The organism is Streptomyces sp. NPDC059456, assembly GCF_042750055.1.
GTDB lineage: Bacteria > Actinomycetota > Actinomycetes > Streptomycetales > Streptomycetaceae > Streptomyces.
In genome coordinates, this window is sequence record NZ_JBHYVA010000565.1 from 1 (window position 1) to 5,683 (window position 5,683).

Annotated in this window: 5 protein-coding genes; 3 read left to right on the forward strand and 2 right to left on the reverse strand. The window is 72.5% G+C overall.

Annotation, left to right across the window (positions count from 1 at the left end):
• Positions 1–163: 163 nt before the first annotated feature.
• Together ACFXA3_RS33460 and ACFXA3_RS33465 are read right to left on the reverse strand one after the other, a co-directional pair.
• Positions 164–1,852, reverse strand: a complete 1,689-nt coding sequence (locus tag ACFXA3_RS33460; RefSeq protein ID WP_385193083.1) for an AMP-binding protein — start codon at positions 1,850–1,852, stop codon at positions 164–166.
• A gap of 45 nt (positions 1,853–1,897) precedes the next feature.
• On the reverse strand, positions 1,898–3,022 hold the full coding sequence (locus ACFXA3_RS33465; RefSeq protein ID WP_385193085.1) for a winged helix DNA-binding domain-containing protein: 1,125 nt from the start codon (positions 3,020–3,022) through the stop codon (positions 1,898–1,900).
• 78 nt (positions 3,023–3,100) lie between these two features.
• Between ACFXA3_RS33465 and ACFXA3_RS33470 the strand changes: the two genes are divergently transcribed.
• The 3 genes from ACFXA3_RS33470 (at position 3,101) to ACFXA3_RS33480 (ending at position 5,560) form a co-directional block, all read left to right on the forward strand.
• Positions 3,101–4,264 (forward strand): magnesium and cobalt transport protein CorA, encoded by a 1,164-nt coding sequence (locus ACFXA3_RS33470; RefSeq protein ID WP_385193088.1) that lies wholly within the window; start codon positions 3,101–3,103, stop codon positions 4,262–4,264.
• 400 nt (positions 4,265–4,664) lie between these two features.
• A complete protein-coding gene (locus ACFXA3_RS33475; protein ID WP_376135946.1) occupies positions 4,665–4,877 on the forward strand; it encodes a hypothetical protein in 213 nt (70 codons plus the stop codon).
• Positions 4,878–4,930: 53 nt separating this feature from the next.
• Positions 4,931–5,560 carry a restriction endonuclease gene (locus tag ACFXA3_RS33480; protein WP_385193090.1) on the forward strand — a complete coding sequence of 210 codons (630 nt, stop codon included), beginning with the start codon at positions 4,931–4,933 and terminating at the stop codon, positions 5,558–5,560.
• Positions 5,561–5,683: the final 123 nt, after the last annotated feature.

Below are 5,683 nucleotides of genomic sequence, written 5' to 3' on the forward strand. Positions count from 1 at the left end.
GTCGGGGGGGGCGCGGGGGCGGAGGTTCCGGGGCCGCCCCGCGCCGGATCCGGAGGCGGACGGCACCGGGCCGCCGTACCGCCCCGTACCGCCCCGCGCGGTGCCGGGCGGGGCGGTACGGCGCGGGCGGCGTCAGGGCGGACCCGGGGCCGGGCGGTCTCCCTCAGCCGAGCCCGGCCTCGTCGTACTCCGCCCCCGAGCCGGCCGCGGTGAGCTCCCGCAGCTCCACCCGGCGGATCTTGCCGGACACGGTCTTCGGCAGCTCCGCGAACTCGATGCGACGGATCCGCTTGTACGGGGCGAGCACGGCACGGGAGTGCGCGAACAACGCCCGGGCGGTCTCCGGCCCCGGCTCCCACCCGGCGGCGAGCGCGATGTACGCCTTCGGCACGGCCAGCCGCAGCGGGTCGGGCGCCGGGACCACGGCGGCCTCGGCGACGGCCTCGTGCTCCAGCAGGGCGCTCTCCAGCTCGAACGGGCTGATCTTGTAGTCGGAGGCCTTGAAGACGTCGTCCGAACGCCCGATGTAGGTGAGGTACCCGGCCTCGTCGCGGGAGGCGATGTCACCGGTGCGGTAGAGCCCGTCCGCCATGGCCTCGGCGGTGCGCTCGGGGTCGTCCCGGTAGCCGGTCATCACGCCGGCGGGCCGGGGCCGCAGGTCGACGCAGACCTCGCCCTCGTCGGGGGACTCCTTGCCGGTGACGGGGTCGAGCAGCACGATCTCGTACCCGGGCGCCGGGCGGCCCATCGAGCCGGGCTTGACGGGGACCCCCGGGAAGTTCCCGATCTGGAGGGTGGTCTCGGTCTGGCCGAAGCCGTCGCGGATGGTGACCCCCCAGGCCTCGCGGACCTTCTCGATGACCTCCGGGTTGAGCGGCTCGCCCGCGGCGACGGCCTCGCGCGGGGGCGTGCGGAGCTTGGTGAGGTCGGACTGGATCAGCATCCGCCACACGGTGGGCGGGGCGCAGAACGTGGTCACGCCGTGCCGGTCCATCTCCGCCATCAGCCGCTCGGCGTCGAAGCGGGTGTAGTTGTGGACGAAGACGGTGGCGCCGGCGTTCCACGGGGCGAACAGGTTGGACCAGGCGTGCTTGGCCCAGCCGGGCGAGGCGATGTTCAGGTGCACGTCGCCGGGGCGCAGCCCGATCCAGTACATGGTGGAGAGGTGCCCGATCGGGTACGAGGCGTGCGTGTGCTCCACGAGCTTGGGGTGCGCGGTCGTCCCCGAGGTGAAGTACAGCATCAGCGGGTCGGTGGCCAGGGTCTCGCCGTCGGGCGTGAAGCGGGCGTCGGCCGCGTACATGTCCTCCAGCCGCCGCCATCCGGTGGGGACGTCGGGTCCGGCGGCGATCCGGGTGTAGGCGCCCGGGACCTCGTCGAACTTGCCGGCGTCCCCGGCCCGCACGACGACGTGCCGGACGTGGCCGCGTTCGATGCGGTCGCGCAGGTCGGCCGGGCCGAGCAGCGGGGTGGCGGGGATGACGACGGCGCGCAGCTTCATCGCGCCGAGCATGACCTCCCACAGCTCGCGCTGGTTGCCGAGCATGACCAGGACCCGGTCGCCGGCCGCGACGCCCTGGTCGCGCAGCCAGTTGGCGGCGGAGTCCGACCGTACGGACAGCTCGGCGAAGGAGACGGACCGGCTCGTGCCGTCCTCCTCGACGATGCGCAGGGCGTCGGCGGCGTTCCCGGCGGCGATGTGGTCGAACCAGTCGAGGGCCCAGTTGAAGCGCTCGGGCCGCGGCCAGGTGAATCCGGCGTGGGCGGCTTCGTAGTCCCCGCGGCGTTCGAGCAGGAAATCGCGTACGGCCAGGAACTCGGCGGTGGCGTTCTCGGCGAAGTTGTGCGTCATGGAAGGCATCGTGCCGTGCCCGCCGTACGGGCCACCAGAGCGGCGTCAGCCGCGGATTGACCCGAAGCGCACGCGGCCGGTGCCGCCCGGCTCCGCCATGCCGGCGATCAACCGCTCCCCCTCGGCGACGATTTCGTCCCGCTGCGTCTTCGACGGCTCGCCGAAGAGCTCGACGGTGAGCGTCCCGTCCGCCAGCCGCCACAGCCCGCCGAGGAAACCGTCCACGAGGAGGGTGCGGTGGGCCTGGTTCCCCGTCCAGGAGCGCCCCTTCGCCTCGGGGGCGATCACCCGGGTGCGGTCGGCGTGCGAGAGCAGCAGGTTGTCGAACTCCGGGAGGAAGCGGGGCGGGGCCGGCGTCCCGGCGTCGGGCCGGGGCGCGTCGGGCAGGTCGAAGAGCTCGACGCCGTTCTCGTCGCGGAAGACGGCCAGCCGCGGGCGCAGCCGGGCGAAGGCCTCCCCCAGCCGGGTGAGCCCGGCCCAGACCTGCATGTCCTTGACGGAGGCCGGACCGAAGGCGCCGAGGTAGCGCAGGACGGCGTCGTCGAGGGCCTGCTGCGCCGGCACCTGCGGGGCGGCGGCCCGGCCGCCGAGCCACTGCTCCAGCGTCGTGAGCCGTACCTGTCCGCTGCGCCCCCAGACGCCGCGCGGCGTGACCTGGACCAGCGGGAGCCGGCAGCGCGCGGCGACGGACAGGGCCTGCGGATCGGCGTCCGGCCAGTACCCCAGCAGTTCCTCGCGGATCTCGCCCATGGTGCGGGGTCCGGCCTCGACGAAGGCGCGGGCGAGCTCGCCGAGCCGCTCCAGGTCCACCCCGGCCAGGCCCTTGCGGAAGTGGCTGACCTCCCGGTCCCGGGCGCCCTGCACCAGCGGGCGCAGGGTCAGCGCGTCGTGCGCGGTGTGGCTGTGGATGGTGGACCGCATGGTGACCATCCGGACCACCCGCCGGGACTCCATCAGCTCCGCGAGCTCGGCGGGCCGGAACCCGGCGAGCCGGGCGTGCAGCTGGAAGTAGGGCGGCTTCACGTTCTGCGCCTGGAGTCCGAGCAGGTGCGCGACGGCGTCCTCCGCGGACATCGCGGCGCGGCTCAGGAGCAGCTGGCGGGCGAGCGTGGCACGGTTGAGGGAACGGGTACCGAGTACGGGATCGCTGTGCGTCGTCCTGGAGGCCATGACAGCACGCTATCCCCGATTGCGGACACCCCCTGTCCGCAACTCGTCCTTCCACGTCCGACCGGGAGCTGACCTGCGATGCCGGAGCGCCGAGACCGCCGCCCCTCACCGTCCGGGAAGCGCCCGGGGTGGCGCCGCCCCACGCCCCCGCCCGCCACGCCCCCCGCCGCACCACCGGCCGGCCCCCGGCCGGCGCCGGCTCCGGCCGCGCCCGCGGACCACCGCAGCGTGATCGACTCGGCCGTCTACCGCGACGGCCGGCGCGTCGCCTCCCCCGCCACCCTCGCCGAGACCTTCCGCCGGCTGCGCGAACAGCCCGACGGCATGGCGTGGATCGGCCTGCACCGGCCGACCGAGCCCGAGCTGCACTCCCTCGCCGCCGAGTTCAACCTCCACGAGCTCGCCGTGGAGGACGCCCTCGAAGCCCACCAGCGCCCCAAGCTGGAGCGCTACGGCGACACCCTCTTCGTCGTGCTGCGCGCGGCGCGCTACCTCGACGCCCCGGAGGAGGTCGAGTTCGGCGAACTGCACGTCTTCGTCGGCCCGGACTTCCTGATCACGGTCCGGCACGGCGCCGCCCCGGACCTCTCGGCGGTCCGCCGCCGCATGGAGCAATCCCCGGAGCTCCTCTCCCTGGGCCCGGAGGCCGCCCTGTACGCGATCCTCGACGCGGTGGTCGACGGGTACGCCCCGGTCGTCGCGGGAGTCCAGAACGACATGGACGAGATCGAGACGGAGGTCTTCCGCGGCGACCCGGAGGTCTCCCGCCGCATCTACGAACTCTCCCGCGAAATGGTCGAGTTCCAACGCGCCACCCGCCCCCTGGTCGGCATGCTCCACGCCCTGATGGCCGGCTTCGCGAAGTACGGAACGGACGAGGAACTCCAGCGCTACCTCCGCGACGTCGCCGACCACGTCACCCACACCAGCGAACGCGTGGACGGCTTCCGCCAGGCCCTGACGGACATCCTGACGGTCAACGCCACCCTGGTCTCCCAACAACAGAACGCCGAAATGCGAGCCCTGGCCGAAGCAGGCTTCGAACAGAACGAGGAGATCAAGAAGATCTCCTCGTGGGCCGCCATCTTGTTTGCACCCACGTTGGTGGGAACGATCTACGGCATGAACTTCGAGACCATGCCCGAGCTGCACTGGGCGGCGGGGTATCCGTTCGCGATCCTGCTGATGGCGGTGGTCTGTACGAGCCTGTACGTGATTTTCAAGAAGCGCGACTGGCTGTAGCGAACCAGCACAGAAACTTGATCGACTTAGCGCAAGCGAACTACGGACCGCGCCCCCAGGGACCCCATGGGGGGAATCTGGGGAGTATGCGCGGCAAGGGGTCGACCAGACGCAGCGCCGCCACCTCACCAGGGGGGCGGCGCCCGGCGCAGTCGTCACCGACCACGCTCCGCGGGAACTGGCCATTCGGTACGCCCTGCGTTTCCGCAGCGTGACGCACGGCCCGAAGCCTCGACGCAGGCCAACGGGCCGTGCAGTCGGCCGGGCACCCCCGAAGACATGGCCGACTTGCACCCTTGCCACCCACACGATCATGACGGTTCATCAGGTTCTGTCAGTAGCCGACGCTACAACCGAACTGGAGGTCCGCACGGCGCGGACCGATGGGGAGGGACTCAGCATGCCGAAGGTTCCGGACGGATACGTGCGCGTACGAAGCCACCTCCGCCGCAAGCCGGGCCCGAAGTCCGCCAAGGGGTTGAGCGTCTGGGCCATCGCCGGCCTGTGCGCGGTGGTGTGGCTCTGGGGCCAGGTCTTCGGGTTCGACGACAGCTCCGCCGAGCAGCAGCCCGCGCCTAAGCCCGGCGTCTCCGCGCCAGCGGGCGGGCAGTGACGGCCCGACGGCGGCGAAGCATCCGGTGGCGACCGCGCAGTACCGCAGACGTCCTGGGTGCGGCAGCCGTTGCCCTCGCTCTCGCGGTCGCCCTGGCACAGGCCACATCGCGCCTGCTTGCGAAGGCCGCCGAGAGCTGGCCGCTGCTGATCCTGATCGGTCTGGCCCTCGCCACCGGCTTGGCCTGTATCCGGGTATGGCGGTCCCACCGGAACCGCGCGGACAGCGAGAGGCTGGCTCGCCTGCGCATCACCTTGTCCGAGTTGGACGCAATGGACGACCAGCAGTTCGAGTACGCGCTGCGCGACCTCCTCGTCCGCGACGGATGGGTGGCCACGAAGGTGGGACGCGGCGGGGACCAGGCTGCGGACGTGATCGGCGTCCTGGTACCCCTCGGACGACTCGTGGTGCAGGCGAAGCACACCCGCGTCGGCGGCAAGGTCGGCTCGTCGGTGATGTACGAGGTGAACGGCACGGCAGGCCCCGCGCACAGGGCGGACCACGCGGTCGTCGTCACCAACGGCTCCTTCACGCGCGACGCCATGGCCTGGGGCGACCGCCACGGAGTCCACTGGGTCGACCGCGACCGACTCGGCCAATGGGCCCACGATGGCAAGGCCCTGCACGAACTGCTCGGACTGCCCTCCCGGCGCTCCCGCCTGCCCTGGCGCCGAGCGGCATGAGACGCAGAGCCTGACTCACCAACCAGAACGGGGGGGGCACCAGGGTGTGTGGCCCCCCGGATCATGGCGGGGGCGCGGGGGGGGGGGCGGGTTGTGGTGGCCCCACGCGGCGCCGCGCGACGG

Bases quoted from the DNA above. Each gene is read 5' to 3' on its own strand.
- ACFXA3_RS33475 (WP_376135946.1), top strand. From the start codon at position 4,665: ATGCCGAAGGTTCCGGACGGATACGTGCGCGTACGAAGCCACCTCCGC.
- ACFXA3_RS33465 (WP_385193085.1), bottom strand. From the start codon at position 3,022: ATGGCCTCCAGGACGACGCACAGCGATCCCGTACTCGGTACCCGTTCC.
- ACFXA3_RS33470 (WP_385193088.1), top strand. From the start codon at position 3,101: ATGCCGGAGCGCCGAGACCGCCGCCCCTCACCGTCCGGGAAGCGCCCG.
- ACFXA3_RS33460 (WP_385193083.1), bottom strand. From the start codon at position 1,852: ATGACGCACAACTTCGCCGAGAACGCCACCGCCGAGTTCCTGGCCGTA.